The sequence below is a fragment of the Nocardioides sp. Root151 genome, from assembly GCF_001427925.1.
Lineage (GTDB): Bacteria > Actinomycetota > Actinomycetes > Propionibacteriales > Nocardioidaceae > Nocardioides.
Map to the genome: position 1 here is coordinate 817,925 of NZ_LMGG01000004.1, position 15,045 is coordinate 832,969.

Genomic DNA, 15,045 nt, shown 5'->3' on the forward strand with positions numbered 1-15,045 from the left:
ACGCTGAAACCATGGACACACACATCACACCGGACAGCATCGTGCTCGGCTATGACGGCTCCGAGCCCGCCAGGCATGCCGTCACCTGGGCAGCAGATCAGGCGGCCCTCGAGGGACGGCCCCTCGCCATCGTGAATGCGGGCGGCGAGGGTGAGCTCAGGACCATCGGATGGGCGGGAGTGGACGGCGGCTGTTCGCAACAGCTGCCGGATCTCCTCGCGACGTCCAGGGCGCTCGTGCAGGAGGCCGTGACACTCGCGTCGTCGACGCAAACCGGCGTCCAGGTCCAAGGAGTGCCACTGCTGGGTGGAGCCCGGCAGCGTCTCGTCGAGCTCTCCGCCTCGGCACACATGATCGTCCTGGGATCGCGGGGCCGGGGTCCCTTCCGCAGCACGGTCCTCGGATCCGTGAGCGCCGGCGTGGTCCGATCGGCACGCTGCACCGTCGTGGTGTGCCGGCCCGGGCACTCCGGCGCCCTCAAGGACGGGGTCCTCGTCGGCGCCGACGGGTCCGCCGAGTCGCTTCCGGTGGTCGAGTTCGCCTTCCGCCACGCCTCCCTGCGGGGCCTCCCGTTGACCGTGGTGCACTGCGTGACAGGTCCCGTCACCCACCCGTCCGTTCCGGAGTCCGTGGTCCTGGCCGACGACCAGGAGCTTCACCTGCTCCTGTCGGAGTCGGTCGCGGGCCTGTCGGAGAAGTTCCCGGACGTGCACGTCACGCTCCAGCTGGCTCGGGGCCCCGTCGAGCAGTGCCTGACGAGCGGATCGCGACCCAGGGATCTCATCGTCGTGGGCCGCCACCGGGTGTCACCGCTCCTGGGGCTGGTCACCGGAGCCACGGCCACGGCGGTGCTCGAGCGGTCGGGCAGCACGGTCGCCGTGGTCCCCGAGGCTGCACCCGTCAGCGAGATCTGACGGAGGACCGGTGATGGAACACATCGAGGACGCCGTCACGGAACTGACGTCCGAACAGTGCTGGGCACTGCTCGAGGGCGAGGAGTTCGGCCGGCTGGCCTTCCGACTGGTCACCGAGGTGCACATAGTGCCGCTCAACTACTCGGTGGCGCGGCGCATGCTGCTCTTCCCCACGGACTCGGGCAACAAGCTGCTGGCCGCGGCCATGCACTCTGAGGTGGCCTTCGAGATCGACTGGTACGACGACGAGTCCGCCTGGTCCGTCGTCGCTCGGGGCACACTCCGGCGACTCGGTGAGGACGAACAGCACCGTCTCGGAGAGAAGTCACCGGAGTCGTGGCTGCCCACACTCAAGTTCGACGTCGTGGAGCTGAGCCCCTCAGTGGTCACCGGCCGCCGCTTCGTCCTCCGCCGGCCGATCACCAGCTGAGTACGTCGTCCAGCGGCCGGCGCGGCGTCCTGGGGAGAGCCCCTCGGCTGATCGCCTGCCAACCGACCCGGACCAGGAGATGCGGGGTGCCCATTCCGTGGAGGACCTCGGCGCGCAGGCGTTCGCGTGTCTCGTCGACCTCGATGACCTGGCTCAGCGGCACCACCGAGAGGCCCTCCCGGGTCGCCCGCAGCCACAGGGCGCTCAGGCCCTCGCCGGTCCGCAACCAGGCGGGGGAGTCGTCCGATGCACCCCGCATCACCAACAGCCCGTCTGCTCCTTCGAGCTCCCGCTCCGGCTCGGTGAGGAGACCGCTTCCGAAGCGCGTGCGCAGGTGTGTGTCGTTCGGCGCGTTCGCGGGGATGACTACGCCGGGGACGCCATCGCGAGCGCTGTGGTTGACCCACTGCCGTTGTTCTTCGGCGAGTGGTTCATCGGTCGCCTGACGGTCGAGTGCCCGGCCGACGAGGAGTTCGGTGCGGAGCTTCTCGGCGAGATCCTGCACGACCATCACATGTGCGCCCCACTCGTCGGCGGTGGCCGCTAGGTGGCGGAGGCGCTCCTCGGGCACCGGCCACGACGTGAACCGACGACGATCCGTGCAGCGATCGCGGATAGCCTGCAGCGCCTCCGCGGCGTCCGGCGGCGGTGTTGCGGGCGTGAGCCTGATCCGGGCCAGGAGCGTCGAACCGTCACCGTCCGGGAGTCGGGTGACGGTGGGCTCCCAACCGAGTGCTCTGGCCGCGACCTGGGCATGGTGAAGTGCGGCACCACAGCTGATCACCAGGTTCCGACCGCGGGTATCGGCCACGGTGAGCTGACGCCCGGTGTCGGCGAACAGCTCGAGCGTGTTGCCGGAGGCATGCCAGGACCACGGTTGGGTGTTGTGGACGCTGGGTGCCATGCAGGCGTGCCCGACGATGTCGCGCAGGATGCGCGCCGGGACCACCTTGGTTTTTGCGGCTCCATCGCCCGTCATGACAGTGACTCAGGCGACGTGCGGAGGTCGCGCAGTGCCAGCGGCACCAGGACGGCCAGCGCGGGGATCGACCACACCCAGACTCCCCAGCCGAACAGCAGCAGCAACAGGTGGAAGACGATGACTCCGGCCCAGCCGTACCTCGCCGCGCGGCCCCCGACCAGAAGGGCGGTGCCCATGGCGATCTCGCCGGTCATCAACAGGAGACCGTAGACGGCAGGTTCGGCCATCACGATCTGTTGCCATCCGTCGCGGACGAACGGGAACAGTCCGTGGTCGGCGAATCCGGCGTACGTCTGTGGGTCGGCGGAGACCAGACCGAGGTGAACGCCACCCATGACCAGGAAGAAACCGCCGACGAGGCGGCGCCCCAGGGCATGGTGGAGCGGGAACGGGCCGAGCGGCTCCCTGTCCTGGGTCGTTGCTGGAACGGCGCGTGTTGCGGTGGTCATCAGGTGTCCCTTCGTCATGTCCAACGATCCAGCACGGTCAGGGGCGGCCACAGGGTCGTTGGTCCCGGCTCGGCGGGTACGGCGGACCCTGCCGGCCCGCACGACACGGCGGTTGCATGGCGTCATGCCGGTCCGAGCGGCCGAGTACGACCCGCGCGTGCGAGCCCCTCCAGGAGGAGAACCGATGGACAGTCCCGCCTATCCCGTCCGTGTGGATGCGACCCTGCAGGCACAGCTCAGTCGTTGGCTCTGGCTGGTGAAGTGGATCCTGGTCCTCCCTCACTACGTCGTGCTGGCGTTCCTGTGGCTCGCCTTTCTCGTCCTGACGGTGGTGGCCTTGGTCGCCATCGTGGTGACCGGGCGCTACCCGCGCCCGATCTTCGACTTCAACGTGGGGGTGTTGCGCTGGACCTGGCGTGTTGCCTACTTCTCCTACGGCGCCCTGGGCACCGATCAGTACCCGCCGTTCAGCCTGGCCGAGCGGGCCGACTACCCGGCGCGCCTCGAGGTCGTCCACCCGGAGCACCTCTCCCGTGGTCTGGCTCTGGTCAAGTGGTGGCTGCTGGCAATCCCGCACTACCTAGTGCTGGGCCTCCTCATCGGTGGTGGTGGGTACGCCGCCTCCGGCGCTGAGGACAGGGCCGGCGGTTGGGGACTGGTCCCGCTGCTGGTGCTCGTCGCAGGCGTCGTGCTCCTGGTCACCGGGCGCTACCCCCGAGGCATCTTCGACCTCGTGATCGGCCTGAACCGGTGGGCGCTGAGGGTTGCGGCGTACGCGACCCTGATGACTGACCGCTACCCGCCCTTCCGCCTGGACCAAGGTGGTGACGACCCAGCCGGCCGCGGTGGGCACGGTGGCGCGGACCTTCCCGACGACTCCAACGCGGCCGGCGAGGACACGGTTGCTCCGCCGAAGGTGCCCAGTCGCCAGGCTTGGGGAGTCGGACGCATCGTGGCCGTGATCGTGGCCAGCGTGGCGCTCATCGGCGCCCTCGGACTGTTGAGTGGCGGGGTCACCCTGAAGGTCTTCGACGAAGTTGCCCGCGACGGTGACGGCTACATCACCAGTTCGGCAGTGGACTTGCGGACGCAGGGGCATGCACTGGTCTCCGAGGAGGCCGAGATCCGAAACGACACCACCATCGTGGACCTTCCGAAGAAGGTCATTGGAACGGTCAGGATCGAGGCCCGGGCGCCAGACGGAGAAGTCTTCATCGGCATCGCCCAGCGCGACGACGTGGCGGGCTACCTCTCCGGGGTCGCGCACTCCGTGGTCCGGGACCCGCTCGACGAATACGGCGACCCGGACTACCGGTTCACGGCCGGTGGTGCACCGGGGATCCCACCGGGGGACAGCCAGATCTGGGCGGCCTCGGCGGTGGGGTCAGGCACACAGCGGATCACGTTCACGCCACGAGAAGGTTCGTGGTCGGTGGTCGTGATGAACGCGGACGGAACCGCCCCCCTGCAGGCCTCGGTCCGGGTGGGCGCAACGCTGCCGGTGCTGGACAAGCTCGCATCCGGACTTCTGTGGGCAGGCCTGGCGTTCTTGTGCGGCGGAGGTGTCGGCCTGTGGCTGGCGGCTCGGAGGCGGTGACTCCCGAGGAGGTTTTCGACGGTGACCCTGTCGCGCTCGCCATCCACGACGAGATCCGGCGGACGCTACTTCTCCTGGACGGAGTCAGGGGGCGGGTCAGCAGGTCACAAGTCGGGTTCCGTCGGGACCGGGCGTTCGCCATGTTGTGGTGTCCGGGCCGATACGTCGCTTCCGACGTGCCCGTCGTGCTGTCCGTGGCGCTGCCCCGGGCACTGCAATCAGCACGAGTGAAACAGGTGGTGCACCCCTCAGCCGGGACGTGGATGAACCATCTCGAGCTACGCGACGTGGCTGACGTCGATGACGAGGTCCGTGGCTGGCTCGTCGAAGCCTGGGCAGCCGCCACGGTCACCGGTCATTCCAAAGTGGAGCGACCTGCCTCCAGCCGGGCGATCGGGACCCGGAAGGGCGAACACGACACGTAGTCGAGGCCGGCGTCGTCGAAGAAGTGGATCGAATCGGGGTCGCCTCCGTGCTCGCCGCACACGCCGAGGTGCAGATCGGGGTTGGCTTCGCGGCCCCGCTCGGCGGCGAGGCGCACCAAGGCACCCACCCCCTCGGTGTCCAGCGACTCGAACGGTGACACCTGGAAGACGCCCTGCTCCAGATAGGTGGAGAAGAACGAAGCCTCGACGTCGTCGCGTGAGAAGCCCCAGGTCATCTGGGTGAGGTCGTTGGTGCCAAAGGAGAAGAAGTCGGCGGAGCGGCCGATCGCGTCGGCGGTCAGGGCCGCGCGGGGCAGCTCGATCATGGTGCCGACGTGGAAGGGCACCTCCACCCCTGTCTCTGATCGGACGTCCGCGGCGACCTCGAGGATGCGCCCCTTGACGAGATCCAGCTCGCGGACCGAGCCGACCAGCGGGATCATGATCTCCGGGTGCGGGTCACCACCGGCCTGGATCCGCTCCGCCGCGGCCTCGAGGATCGCTCGGGCCTGCATGGTGAAGAGGCCGGGGATGACGATGCCCAGACGGACACCGCGCAGTCCGAGCATCGGATTCTGCTCGTGCAGGCGCTGGACGGCCTCGAGCAGCTTGCGCTGGCGCTTGTTGCGATGTCCGTGGGCATCCGCAAGGGCCAGGTTCACCGACAGCTCGGTGATGTCGGGCAGGAACTCGTGGAGCGGTGGGTCGATCAACCGGATGGTGACCGGCAGTCCGTCCATCGCCTCGAGGATCGCCATGAAGTCGGCCTTCTGCAGTGGGAGCAGTTCCGCCAGGGCCTTGTCCCGGCCTTCCTGGGCTTCAGCGACGATCAGGTGCTCGACGAGTTCGCGGCGCTCGCCGAGGAACATGTGCTCGGTGCGACAGAGACCGATGCCCTGGGCTCCGAACCTGCGCGCGCGGGCCGCGTCATCCGCGGTGTCGGCATTGGCCCTGACCAGCAGTCGACGCGTGTTGTCCGCGTGCTCCATGAGTCGTGCAACCGCGTGCACGAGTGGGTCGTCGACGTCGTCGCCCTCGAACCAGCGCACGACCGCGGAGTCGGTCACCGGAACGCCCCCGGCGAAGACCTCACCCGTGGTGCCGTCGATCGAGATCACGTCACCCTCACGGATCGTCGGGCCGCCACGCACCGTGAACTGCGCGTTCCTCGTGTCGACGTCGAGGGCCGCGGCCCCACAGACACACGTGCGCCCCATACCGCGTGCCACCACGGCTGCGTGCGAGGTCTTCCCGCCTCTGCTGGTCAGGATCCCCTTCGCGACGACCATGCCGTGCAGGTCGTCGGGGCTCGTCTCCTTGCGGACCAGGATGACGTCCTCCCCGCGCTCAACCCACTCCACGGCGGTGGCCCAGTCGAACACAGCCTTGCCGACCGCTGCCCCGGGTGAGGCGTTCATTCCCTTCGCCAGCAGTGTGCGAGGAACGGAGTGGTCGAACCGGGGAAACATCAGTTGGGCCAACTGTGCGCCGGTCACCCGCCTGAGCGCCTCGTCGAGATCGATCATGCCCTCGTCGACCATGTTCTCGGCGATCCGGAACGCCGCCTCGGGCGTGCGCTTGCCGACGCGGGTCTGGAGCATCCAGAGCCTTCCGTGCTCGACGGTGAACTCGATGTCGCACATGTCCCGGAAGTGCTTCTCGAGCTTCTCCATGATCGCCAGCAGCTCGTCGTGGGAGGTGCGGTCGAGGGCTGCCATGTCGGTCAGCGACACGGTGTTGCGAATGCCGGCGACCACGTCCTCGCCTTGTGCGTTCTGGAGGTAGTCGCCGTAGACACCCCGTTTGCCGGTGGCCGGGTCACGGGTGAAGGCGACGCCTGAGCCGGAGTCAGTGCCGAGGTTGCCGAACACCATCGCCTGCACGTTGACGGCGGTGCCGAGGTCTTCGGGGATGTGTTCCTGGCGGCGGTAGAGCACTGCGCGGTCGGTGTTCCAGGAGTCGAAGACGGCGTGGATGGCGAGGTCGAGCTGCTCACGCGGATCCTGGGGGAACGGGTCACCGTCGTGCTCCTCGATGAGGCCCTTGTACGTCGCGACGAGGGCACGCAGATCTTCCGTACCGAGGTCGACATCCAGTTCAGAGCCCCTGGTCTGCTTCGCCGCATCCAGTGCCCGGGAGAAGACACCGTCCTCGATGCCCAGCACGGTGGAGCCGAACATCTGGAGGAGACGACGGTAGGAGTCGTACGCGAACCGTTCGTCGTCGCTCTGCCCGGCCAGGCCCTCGACCGAATGGTCGTTGAGGCCGACGTTGAGCACGGTCTCCATCATTCCGGGCATCGAGAATCTGGCGCCACTGCGCACGCTGACCAGCAGCGGGTCGGTGGGGTCGCCTAGTCGACGGCCCGTGGCCCTCTCGAGTGTGACCAGATGTTGGCTCACCTGGGCGGCGAGCGCCTCGGGGTCGCTGCCCTCCTGCAGGTGGGCGCGGCAGGCCTCGGTGGTGATGGTGAAACCTGGCGGCACGGGAAGCCCGAGCGTGGTCATCTCGGCGAGGTTGGCGCCCTTTCCACCCAGGAGGTCCTTCAGGTCCATGCTGCCGTCGGCGAAGTCGTACACGTAGGTACTCATGGATCGATCATGTCGACGTGGCACGGGGGGAGTCAGGGGAGAAAGTCACGAATCAGTCCAGGTTCATGGCTTCCCTTCGATCTGGTGGAGGATCCGGCGAATCCAGGACGTGCGCGCCCTGGTGTCGTCGGGATGTCCCCGGCACCACTGGTCGTCGGGGACGCCGGCCTTCACCTGGGCGATGTGGGAGCCGCAGCCGGACCAGGTGGTCTTGGCGCAGGCGCGGCATCGAACTGCTCGGCACATGAGATCTCCTCTCAGGCTGGTGTGGCGCCTGACTCGACATCGGCGGCGAAGCCGCAGAACGCGTCGTAGGCACGGGGGCCGTGGATGGTGGCGGGTCCTCCCTTCATCAGGAAGGTCACGCCGATTGCTTCGGCGGCCTCCTGGCGGGTGGCTCCGGCACGTGCCGCGGCTTGGGCATGGGATGCGATGCAGCCGTCGCAGCCCTCGACGACGCCGATCGCCAGGGCGATCAGCTCCTTGGTCTTCATGTCGAGCGCTCCTGCGGTGAAGGCTGCCTTGTGAAGTTCGCCAAAGCCCTTGTAGACCTCGGGGATCGCGCGTCGGAGGTGGCGGTGCAGGGGCGCGAGTTCGGTGAGGACGTCCTTGCCGTGCTCGATGTGGGTCGTGGAGCTCATGGTTGTTCCTTTCGCTGGACGAGTGGTCACGAGGCGGGCGGGCACTGTGTCAGTCATCGATCTCCTGTTCGGGGCGGACATGTATACCCTAGGGGGTATAGACTGCATTGTTCAAACACCCCAGGGGGTATGCTCATTCCTGAGCACACCATGCACTCAGGAGGCAGCCCGATGAGCAGTTACACGATGGCCACGACCGTGGATCGGAGCTTCCCCGAGACCGTCGAACTGGTCCGGGCCGCACTCGTCGAGCAAGGGTTCGGGATCATCACCGAGATCGACATGAGCGCCACGTTGAAGGCCAAGCTCGATGTCGACATGCCGCCGCAGGTCATCCTCGGGGCTTGTCGCCCGGCACTGGCCCACCAGGCACTGCTCGCCGACCCGTCGATTGCGGCTCTGCTTCCTTGCAATGTGGTCGTCCGCAGCATCAAGGGTGACCAAACTACGGTCGAGGCGTTCGACCCCGCCTTCATGGCCGCGATGGTCGACAGTGATGCGGTCCGGACCGTGGCATCTGATGCCCGAGAGCGCTTGTCCAACATGCTCGAGACAATCGCGAGGGAGAACTGAGAATGCAGCTCGACACTGAGGCGATGAAGCCGGTGGTGAACCGGATCAAACGTGCCCAAGGTCAGTTGGCCGGGGTCGTGCGGATGCTCGAGGAGGGCCGCGACTGCGAAGACGTGGTCACCCAGCTCGCAGCGGTCTCCAAGGCCCTTGACCGTGCCGGATTCGCGATCGTCGCCACCGGACTCCAGCAATGCATCACCGAGGGTGGTACTGACAGCCTCGACATCAAGAAGATGGAGAAACTGTTCCTCAGTCTCGCGTGAGGCGTTCCTCGAACCTTCCGCGCTCAGTCGGCACCGCACACCGCCGGTTGGTCCTGCTTGCGCTAGGCACGCCGAAGCCACCCGGACCTCGAGAAGTCCGGGTGGCTCTGGCGGCGTTCTACCGGAGGACCGGGTTGTCCCGGACCACGCGGTTCCTCGCCCAGACCTTGCCGAAGCCCCACGTGTCGCCGGCACTGAGTGCCGCGAGAACCACCAGGGTGACGGCGCCGAGGAGGTGGTCGTCGATCACCGGGTTGTTCTCCGGGGGCAGGACGACGGACCACATCAGCACGTAGAGCAGGGCGCCAGCGGCCGCGGCGAGCCGCATGCCGATGCCGAAGGTCAGCGCCGCGCCGATGCCGAGCAGGCCGAGCATGAACAGCCAGTCCGCCCAGGCGGCTCCGGCAATGTCGTTGTAGAAGCTCTGGAACGGGCCGTCGGCTCCGAACTTCAGGAAGCCTTCGGTGGGGCTGCCGCCGTTGATCCAGGCGGCGTCACCGTAGCGGTCCAAGTTGCCGGCCTGGTCGTAGCCGGTGTGAAAGCCCAGTGCCAGCAGCTTGTCGAAGAACGCCCACAGGAACGTGATGCCGAAGCCGATCCGGAGCACGGCCAGCGTCCGTCCTGCGAACGTGTTCGTCCCGGTTTCTTCGGCCATGTGGACCGAGTCCGTCATTTCGTGACGGTGGCGATGCAACGTGATCATGGCTGACCTCCTGTTTCTCTGTGATGGATGGCTCTTGTGATGCCCTCAGCCTTGCCAGTCGAGCGACTGGCCTGAAGTGCCGTCCGTCATCGGAAGCGCGGGTAGTTGGTCCCGGGTGCCTGGGCACGTTCGGCCCTGTGTGGGGTGAGCCGGATCGCCGTACGTTCGACGAACGTGGCCCGATCGGGCCGGAACGGCACCGCTGGCGCGGGCCATGAGGAGGATCCGTGCGACTCGACCCGACCACGACCGACGCGGCCGGTGCGGCCATCGACCTGGCGGACCCGGCCCCAGCGGATGTCCTGCTGCAGGACGGCTCCATAGCCATCATTCGCCCCATGGCACCGCAGGACCTGCCAGCCCTCGAGGCGCTCCACGACGGGATCTGCGAGGACAACCTGCGGCTGCGATTCTTCAGCTGCAACCGTGCCGCGGCCCGGGCGTACGTCGAGCACCTGGGCGTGAGCCCCGACACCCTGGTCCTGGTCGTGGAGCGTGCGGGTGCCCTGGTCGCGGTCGGCACGGCGGAACCCGTGGGTCCCGACGTTGCTGAAGTTGCGTTCCTGGTCGACGACTCACAACACGGACTGGGACTGGGCAGCCTCCTGCTCGAGCACCTCGCCGCGGCCGGCCGGGCGCGCGGCGTACGCCGCTTCGTCGCCGAGATTCTCGCCGAGAACCGCGGGATGTTGCGTGTGTTCACCGACGCCGGGTTCGCCGTATCCCGACGTGCCGAGCAAGGCGACGTCCACCTCGAGATGGACACGGTCAGCTCCGCGGCCGCGCTCCTCGCCGCCGACGAACGAGAGTGCCAGTCGGAGGCCAGGTCGCTCCGACCGCTCCTTTATCCGCGAAGCGTCGCTGTCACGGGCGTCCGCCGGGACGGCACCGGCATCGGTGCGACCATCCTGCGTTCAGTCGTGACGGGTGGCTTCACCGGCGAGGTGTACGCCGTGCACCCGGAAGCGGACCGGCTCGGCGGGGTGGCGGCGTACCCCGGACTCGTCGAGATCCCCGGTCGGGTCGACCTGGTCGTCGTGGCGGTTCCGGCGAGGCGCGTGCTGGCCGCCCTTGAAGACGCTGCCGACGCGGGTGTGCGGGCCGCGGTGGTCGTTTCATCGGGCTTCGAGGAGCTGGGTGCCGAGGGCGCGCGGATGCAGCACGAGATGCTGGCGCTGGCCCGGCGGCGGAACATCAGGATCGTCGGGCCGAACTGCCTGGGCCTGATGAGCAACGGCGCCGGCACTTCACTCAATGCGACGTTCAGTGGCACGGTCCCTCCGGTCGGCGGCTTGGCCATCGCCTCGCAGTCGGGTGGTGTGGGCATCGTCCTCAGCGACCTGGCCCGGGAGCTCGGCCTAGGTGTGGGCTCCTTCGTGTCCTTGGGCAACAAGGCGGACGTGTCGAGCAACGACCTGCTCGCCGCGTGGCGGGACGACCCGCGCGTGACCGCCGCAGCGCTCTACCTCGAGTCGTTCGGCAACGCCCCGAAGTTCGCCCGGTTCGCCCGGCGCTTCGCGGAGCGCAAACCCCTGCTCGCAGTGGTCGGCGGCCGGTCGACCGGCGGCCGGCGAGCCGGTGCCTCCCACACGGCCGCCGCGGCCTCCTCGTCCGTCGGGGTCGACACGCTCTTCGCCCAGGCGGGCGTGATCGCGTGCAGTGGCGCCGAGGACATGGCGGAGGCCGCGTTGTTGCTCAGCGAGCAGCCGCTTCCTTCCGGCAACCGGATCGCCGTCCTCAGCAACGCCGGTGGGATGGGGGTGCTCGCCGCCGACAGCGCCGACACCTGCGGACTGCGGGTGCCCGAGCTCTCCGCGTCCCTGCAGGCCCGGATCGCGGAACACGTCGCAGGCACGACCGGCACGGGCAACCCGATCGATGCCGGGGCAGGAGCCGACGCGCGTGCGCTCGCCGACATCTGCTCACTGCTCGTCACCTCCGAAGAGGTGGATGCGGTGGTGGTGGTCGTCGTCGCCACCGGCGTGAGCGACTCGGCCGCCTCGTTGCAGCGCCTCGCCGATGTCACGCATCCCGGCAAACCCCTGGTGGTGGTGCCGATGGGCGGGCTGACCGTCGCCCCCGGTGAGCTGTCGGGCGTCACCACCTTCCGCAGCGTTCCGGCGTCGGTCCGCGCGCTCGGCCGGGCCGCGCGCTATGCAGCCTGGCGCAAGCAGCCGGCACAGCAGCCGCTCCCGGTCGATCGAGACCGTGCGCAGCGTGCGCGTCACGTCGCCGAGGAGCTGCTCGGCCGCGTCGACGCGGAGGGAGGCTGGCTCGACACCGGTGACCTGGTGAGCCTGCTCGACGACTACGGACTCGCCCCGGTCGGCACAGTCGTGACCGACCCCGACGCGGCAGCTGGTGTTGCGGCAGCGATCGGGTTCCCGGTGGCGCTCAAGGTGGCCGACCGGACCGTTGTGCACAAGACCGACCGTGGCCTCGTCCGCGTCGGGCTGCTCACGACCGCGGCGGTCGCGGACGTCGTGCGGGAGTTCGAGAGCGAGCTCGGCCGTCAGAGTGTCCCGGTTCTCGTGCAACCCGTGGCGAGCGGCGTCGAGATCGCCCTGGGGGTGGTCCGCGATCCCGGATTCGGTCCCCTGGTGATGGTCGGTGCCGGGGGAGTGGCCACCGACCTGTGGGACGACCGCGTCTTCCTGCTCCCGCCGGTCACCGCCGGTGACGCGGCCCGCGCCCTCCGCTCCTTGCGGATCTGGCCGATGCTGGACGGCTACCGGGGCACGGCACGCTCCGACGTCGCCAGCTTGGAGGAGATCCTGGTGCAGCTCGGGCAACTGGCCGAGGACGTGCCGCAGGTGGCCGAGCTGGACCTCAACCCGGTGCTCGCCGGCCCGCACGGGTGCGTGCTGGTCGACGTGAAGGTCCGTCTTCAGACCCCGCTGGCCCTCGACGCCGGTGTGCCGCGTCGGCTGCGGAGGAGCGTCTGACAGACGGGACGAAAGTCCCGTGAGGACGGGGACTGTCGCCACCTGCCCGGCCTCACGCTCCCGCCGTACAGTGAGGACGTGAGCCATGACAGCACTGCCCCGACGCCCGAACCGATCAAGGTCTACCTGCTCGACGACCACGAGATCGTCCGGCGCGGGATCCGGGAGCTGCTGGAGGCCGAGGGCGACATCGTCGTCGTCGGCGAGTCGGGCCTGGCCCAGGAGGCCTCGCGGCGGATTCCCGCGCTGCGGCCCGACGTGGCCATCCTCGACGGGCGGCTGCCGGACGGCTCCGGCATCGACGTCTGTCGCGAGATCCGATCACGCGACGCGAGCATCGCCGCGCTGATCCTCACCTCGTACGACGACGATGACGCCTTGTTCTCCGCGATCATGGCCGGTGCCGCCGGCTATGTCCTCAAGCAGGTGCACGGCAACGACCTCGTCGACACCGTCCGCCGCGTGGCAGCAGGCCAGTCGATGCTCGACCCGGGCGTGACCGCCCAGGTGCTGGAGCGCCTCCGGAACGGCCCCAAGAAGGACCCTTCGCTGGACCAGCTGACCCAGCAGGAGCAGAAGATCCTCGAGCTGATCGGCGAGGGCATGACCAACAGGCAGATCGCCGGCGCCATGTTCCTGGCCGAGAAGACGGTCAAGAACTACGTGTCGTCGCTGCTGGCGAAGTTGTCCCTCCAGAGCCGCACGCAGGCCGCCATCTTCGCAACCAAGCACCTGAAACGCTGAAGCCGGCCGGCCGCGCTGTTACGGTCGGAGTGGAGGGAGTCCCTTTGCGGAGAGACGATGAACATCAGGCCGCCTGATCCTGGCCGGCCGAACGACGAGCCGGCGCGGTCGCAGCTCGCCAGGACCAGTTTCGACGACCTCCTGCGCGAGGTGGTCGACCGGACGCACCGCGCCCTCGACGAGCAGTCGCGGTGGAAGCTGCTCCTCGACGCCGTCGTCACCATGGGCGCCGATCTCGACCTCGACGCCCTGCTCAGCCGGATCGTGGAGGTCGCCAGCGACCTGGCGCGGGCTCACTACGCGGCCCTGGGCGTGCTCGACACCGGGCCCGAGCGCAGGCTGCGCACCTTCATCACCCACGGCCTCACGCCGGGCCAGAAGGCGAAGATCGGAGACCTCCCCACAGGTCACGGAATCCTCGGGTTGATCATCGACCGGCCGGAACCGCTCCGTCTGCACGACCTCGCCGAGCACCCGGAGTCCTACGGCTTCCCGGCCGACCACCCGCCGATGAAGTCGTTCCTCGGAGTGCCGGTGCGCACCCGCGAGAAGGTGTTCGGCAACCTCTACCTCACCGAGAAGGAGGGTGGCGGCGACTTCACCGAGGAGGACGAGGGGATCGTCGTGGCCCTTGCCGCCGCCGCAGGGGTGGCGATCGAGAACGCCCGCCTGTCCGAGGAGGCCGCACGCCGCGAACGCTGGCTGGGTGCGACGGTCGACATCGCCTCCAGCCTCTCCGACGCCGGGTCCGATGCCCTGCAGACCGTGGCCGACCGGGCCCGCGAGGTGGCCGACGCCGACATCGCCTGGGTCGTGGTCGCCGATGCCGCCGAAACCCTCGCCCTGCGCGTCGTCTCCGGTGTGTCCCACGACGCGCACGCGGCCGAGGGCGTCTCGTTCGAGCACTCGCTGGCGAGTGCGGTGCTTCGCAGCGGCACCCCCATCGCAGTCGAGGACTTCGTCGCCGACGAGCGTGCTCTCGACCTGGGAGCAGCGCTCGGCTGGCCGCGGTTGGGGCCGGTCGTCATCGTGCCGATGAGCAACTCGCACGGAGTCAGTGGTGCGCTGGCCCTCGGCTGGGTGCCCGCCAACGCGCAGCGATTCCATGAGCTCGACACGTCGCTGCCGGCCAGCTTCGCCGAGCAGGCAGCCCTCGCCATCGAGATCACCCGGGCCCGGGAGGACCAGCACCGACTGACCCTGTTCGAGGACCGCGACCGGATCGCTCGCGACCTCCATGACCTGGTCATCCAGCGGCTGTTCGCGGTGGGGCTGGGCCTGCAGAGCCTGAGCCGGCTGGCCGACCGTCCGGAGATCGCCACCCGCCTCGCCACCGCGGTCGACGACCTCGACGCGACCATCAAGGACATCCGGCGCACGATCTTCGCCCTGGGGTCCATGGACGACTCCGCCGACGTCCAGGCAGAGGTCCAGCGCATCGTCGACCGGTCCGCCGAGACCCTCGGGTTCCGGCCGAGCCTGCAGTTCGAGGGGCCGGTGCGCACCAGGATCGGGCCCACGGTCGTGCCGGACCTCCTGGCCGTCCTGGGGGAGGCGTTGTCGAACGCAGCCCGGCACGCCGAGGCGAGCGCCGTCGACGTACAGCTCACGGCCGGTGACGAGATCCGGCTGCGGGTGAGTGACGACGGCCGTGGCCTGCCCGCGGGCGCGACCGAGAGCGGGCTGCTGAACATGAAGCAGCGCGCGGTGCGGCTCGGTGGCACGTGCGCGATCACGTCCAGGGCCGGCGAAGGCACCTGCGTGGAGTGGTCGGTGCCCTCGGGCTGA

General features: G+C 68.8%; 15 protein-coding genes. 9 read left to right on the forward strand and 6 right to left on the reverse strand.

The window, feature by feature from the left end:
* The first annotated feature begins 11 nt into the window (after positions 1–11).
* Both ASD66_RS12525 and ASD66_RS12530 read left to right on the forward strand, forming a co-directional pair.
* The gene (locus tag ASD66_RS12525) at positions 12–914 is read left to right on the forward strand and encodes a universal stress protein (protein ID WP_056891101.1); all 903 of its coding nucleotides are present in this window, start codon (positions 12–14) and stop codon (positions 912–914) included.
* Positions 915–927: 13 nt separating this feature from the next.
* The gene (locus ASD66_RS12530) at positions 928–1,344 is read left to right on the forward strand and encodes a pyridoxamine 5'-phosphate oxidase family protein (protein WP_056891102.1); all 417 of its coding nucleotides are present in this window, start codon (positions 928–930) and stop codon (positions 1,342–1,344) included.
* On the opposite strand, the gene ASD66_RS12535 is transcribed toward ASD66_RS12530, so the two are convergent.
* Positions 1,334–2,323 (reverse strand): Acg family FMN-binding oxidoreductase, encoded by a 990-nt coding sequence (locus tag ASD66_RS12535; RefSeq protein ID WP_156388650.1) that lies wholly within the window; start codon positions 2,321–2,323, stop codon positions 1,334–1,336. The two genes, ASD66_RS12530 and ASD66_RS12535, sit on opposite strands and share 11 nt — an antisense overlap.
* Positions 2,320–2,775: a hypothetical protein gene (locus ASD66_RS12540; RefSeq protein ID WP_200950012.1), complete on the reverse strand. Its 456-nt coding sequence runs from the start codon at positions 2,773–2,775 to the stop codon at positions 2,320–2,322. The genes ASD66_RS12535 and ASD66_RS12540 overlap by 4 nt, the downstream gene beginning before the upstream one ends.
* A 184-nt stretch (positions 2,776–2,959) precedes the next feature.
* Between ASD66_RS12540 and ASD66_RS12545 the strand changes: the two genes are divergently transcribed.
* Together ASD66_RS12545 and ASD66_RS25690 are read left to right on the forward strand one after the other, a co-directional pair.
* The gene (locus tag ASD66_RS12545; RefSeq protein ID WP_056891105.1) at positions 2,960–4,372 is read left to right on the forward strand and encodes a DUF4389 domain-containing protein; all 1,413 of its coding nucleotides are present in this window, start codon (positions 2,960–2,962) and stop codon (positions 4,370–4,372) included.
* Entirely contained in the window at positions 4,369–4,797 is a 429-nt protein-coding gene (locus tag ASD66_RS25690) for a DUF5655 domain-containing protein (protein ID WP_414858577.1), read from the forward strand. The genes ASD66_RS12545 and ASD66_RS25690 overlap by 4 nt, the downstream gene beginning before the upstream one ends.
* Here the strand turns inward: ASD66_RS25690 and ppdK are convergent.
* The 3 genes from ppdK to ASD66_RS12555 all read right to left on the reverse strand — a co-directional run bounded on the left by ppdK (position 4,728) and on the right by ASD66_RS12555 (position 8,029).
* Positions 4,728–7,388, reverse strand: coding sequence for a pyruvate, phosphate dikinase (gene ppdK / locus ASD66_RS12550; protein WP_056891106.1), 2,661 nt, complete (start codon positions 7,386–7,388; stop codon positions 4,728–4,730). The genes ASD66_RS25690 and ppdK overlap by 70 nt on opposite strands.
* Before the next feature lie 63 nt (positions 7,389–7,451).
* On the reverse strand, positions 7,452–7,634 hold the full coding sequence (locus ASD66_RS24170) for a hypothetical protein (RefSeq protein ID WP_082599469.1): 183 nt from the start codon (positions 7,632–7,634) through the stop codon (positions 7,452–7,454).
* 11 nt (positions 7,635–7,645) lie between these two features.
* Positions 7,646–8,029, reverse strand: a complete 384-nt coding sequence (locus tag ASD66_RS12555; RefSeq protein WP_056891107.1) for a carboxymuconolactone decarboxylase family protein — start codon at positions 8,027–8,029, stop codon at positions 7,646–7,648.
* Between the two features lie 186 nt (positions 8,030–8,215).
* Between ASD66_RS12555 and ASD66_RS12560 the strand changes: the two genes are divergently transcribed.
* Complete coding sequence (locus tag ASD66_RS12560) at positions 8,216–8,602, forward strand: DUF302 domain-containing protein (RefSeq protein WP_235530069.1); 387 nt, start codon at positions 8,216–8,218, stop codon at positions 8,600–8,602.
* 2 nt (positions 8,603–8,604) lie between these two features.
* Positions 8,605–8,865 carry a metal-sensitive transcriptional regulator gene (locus ASD66_RS12565; protein ID WP_056891109.1) on the forward strand — a complete coding sequence of 87 codons (261 nt, stop codon included), beginning with the start codon at positions 8,605–8,607 and terminating at the stop codon, positions 8,863–8,865.
* Positions 8,866–8,983: 118 nt separating this feature from the next.
* Here ASD66_RS12565 and ASD66_RS12570 read toward each other — a convergent pair whose 3' ends face one another.
* The gene (locus tag ASD66_RS12570) at positions 8,984–9,538 is read right to left on the reverse strand and encodes a hypothetical protein (RefSeq protein WP_235530070.1); all 555 of its coding nucleotides are present in this window, start codon (positions 9,536–9,538) and stop codon (positions 8,984–8,986) included.
* Positions 9,539–9,795: 257 nt separating this feature from the next.
* On the opposite strand from ASD66_RS12570, the gene ASD66_RS12575 reads away from it, so the two are divergent.
* From ASD66_RS12575 to ASD66_RS12585, 3 genes are all read left to right on the forward strand, one after another.
* Entirely contained in the window at positions 9,796–12,513 is a 2,718-nt protein-coding gene (locus tag ASD66_RS12575; RefSeq protein ID WP_056678112.1) for an acetate--CoA ligase, read from the forward strand.
* Between the two features lie 78 nt (positions 12,514–12,591).
* Complete coding sequence (locus ASD66_RS12580; protein WP_321163504.1) at positions 12,592–13,257, forward strand: response regulator transcription factor; 666 nt, start codon at positions 12,592–12,594, stop codon at positions 13,255–13,257.
* Positions 13,258–13,314: 57 nt separating this feature from the next.
* Entirely contained in the window at positions 13,315–15,045 is a 1,731-nt protein-coding gene (locus tag ASD66_RS12585) for a GAF domain-containing sensor histidine kinase (protein WP_056678114.1), read from the forward strand.

What these genes read in the sequence shown, in the direction of transcription:
- ASD66_RS12530 (WP_056891102.1), top strand. Translation starts at nt 928, where the DNA reads ATGGAACACATCGAGGACGCCGTCACGGAACTGACGTCCGAACAGTGC.
- ASD66_RS12540 (WP_200950012.1), bottom strand. Translation starts at nt 2,775, where the DNA reads ATGACCACCGCAACACGCGCCGTTCCAGCAACGACCCAGGACAGGGAG.
- ASD66_RS24170 (WP_082599469.1), bottom strand. Translation starts at nt 7,634, where the DNA reads ATGTGCCGAGCAGTTCGATGCCGCGCCTGCGCCAAGACCACCTGGTCC.
- ASD66_RS12525 (WP_056891101.1), top strand. Translation starts at nt 12, where the DNA reads ATGGACACACACATCACACCGGACAGCATCGTGCTCGGCTATGACGGC.
- ASD66_RS12570 (WP_235530070.1), bottom strand. Translation starts at nt 9,538, where the DNA reads ATGACGGACTCGGTCCACATGGCCGAAGAAACCGGGACGAACACGTTC.
- ASD66_RS12585 (WP_056678114.1), top strand. Translation starts at nt 13,315, where the DNA reads ATGAACATCAGGCCGCCTGATCCTGGCCGGCCGAACGACGAGCCGGCG.
- ASD66_RS12560 (WP_235530069.1), top strand. Translation starts at nt 8,216, where the DNA reads ATGGCCACGACCGTGGATCGGAGCTTCCCCGAGACCGTCGAACTGGTC.
- ASD66_RS12565 (WP_056891109.1), top strand. Translation starts at nt 8,605, where the DNA reads ATGCAGCTCGACACTGAGGCGATGAAGCCGGTGGTGAACCGGATCAAA.
- ASD66_RS12545 (WP_056891105.1), top strand. Translation starts at nt 2,960, where the DNA reads ATGGACAGTCCCGCCTATCCCGTCCGTGTGGATGCGACCCTGCAGGCA.
- ASD66_RS12535 (WP_156388650.1), bottom strand. Translation starts at nt 2,323, where the DNA reads ATGACGGGCGATGGAGCCGCAAAAACCAAGGTGGTCCCGGCGCGCATC.
- ppdK (WP_056891106.1), bottom strand. Translation starts at nt 7,388, where the DNA reads ATGAGTACCTACGTGTACGACTTCGCCGACGGCAGCATGGACCTGAAG.
- ASD66_RS12555 (WP_056891107.1), bottom strand. Translation starts at nt 8,029, where the DNA reads ATGAGCTCCACGACCCACATCGAGCACGGCAAGGACGTCCTCACCGAA.